Consider the following 988-nt stretch of genomic DNA (forward strand, 5'->3'; position numbering starts at 1 on the left):
GGTCGCGCTCGTGCTCCCGGGCGTACCACCGCGGGCCGTCCCCGGCGGCGAAGGCCAGCAGACGCCCGGGGCCCAGCGCCGCCAGCGCCCGCATGCTCTCCGGCCCCCTGCCGTGCAGATCGACGGCGATCCGCGGCGGCGGCCCGTGCCAGCCGGTGATCGCGGGGACGGCGCGGCCCGGCGCCGACGCGGGCAGCAGGGTGTCCACCGCGCCGCTCGCGCGGACGATGGGGGCCAGCTCCGCCGGGGTGGCGAGTACGGTCTCGTGGTCCGGGAACGCCCGGCGCAGCGCCCGCAGCGCGGGCACCCCGGCCAGCAGATCGCCCAGGCCCAGGGCGCGCAGCACCAGCAGCCGGGGCCGGTGGGGGGCACCCGCGGAACCGTTCACGGGGACGTCCGGCCGACGGCTGTCCGCCACTCCCCGTTCCGGGCCGCTCACCGCGTCCCGTTCCGGGCTGTTCACTGTGTCCCGTTCCGGGCCACGGACACCGCGGCACGCTCGGCGATACGGCTGCTGGAGCGGCCGTCGAGGTACGGCAGCAGCACCGCCTGCCCGCCCCAGCCCTCCACCAGCGCGGCCTCGGGCAGATCGGCGAGCGCGTAGTCGCCGCCCTTGACCCACACGTCCGGGCGCAGCCGCTCCAGCAGTTCCTCGGGGGTGTCCTCGTCGAAGACCGCCACCGCGTCCACGCACTCCAGCGCGCGCAGCACCCGGACGCGGTCGGCCAGCGGGTTGATGGGCCGGCCCGGGCCCTTGCGGCGGCGCACCGAGGCGTCCGAGTTCAGGCAGACCACCAGGCAGTCGCCGGTGCGGCGGGCCGCCTGGAGCAGTCCGACGTGGCCGGCGTGCAGCAGGTCGAAGCAGCCGCCGGTGGCCACCACGGTGCCGCCCGCCGCCCGGACCCGGGCCACCAGCCGCTCCGCGTCCTCGCCCCGCGCGGCGGAGGGCGGCCGGGGCGCTGAGCGAGCAGGCCGCCGGGGTGCTGCT

At 78.6% G+C, this 988-nt stretch carries 2 protein-coding genes; both read right to left on the reverse strand.

Going from position 1 to position 988, the window contains the following annotated elements; all coding sequences use genetic code 11:
- Positions 1-388 (reverse strand): glycosyltransferase family protein (locus tag ACLIYP_RS30585; protein WP_459076364.1); only part of this gene is annotated, 388 nt, incomplete at its 3' end.
- A 71-nt stretch (positions 389-459) separates the two neighbouring features.
- On the reverse strand, positions 460-988 hold a 529-nt coding region (gene rfaE2 / locus ACLIYP_RS30590; RefSeq protein ID WP_412716320.1), incomplete at its 5' end, for a D-glycero-beta-D-manno-heptose 1-phosphate adenylyltransferase.

Origin of the sequence: Streptomyces nanhaiensis (assembly GCF_046614825.1) — a bacterium.
Classification (GTDB): Bacteria; Actinomycetota; Actinomycetes; order Streptomycetales; family Streptomycetaceae; genus Streptomyces; species Streptomyces radiopugnans.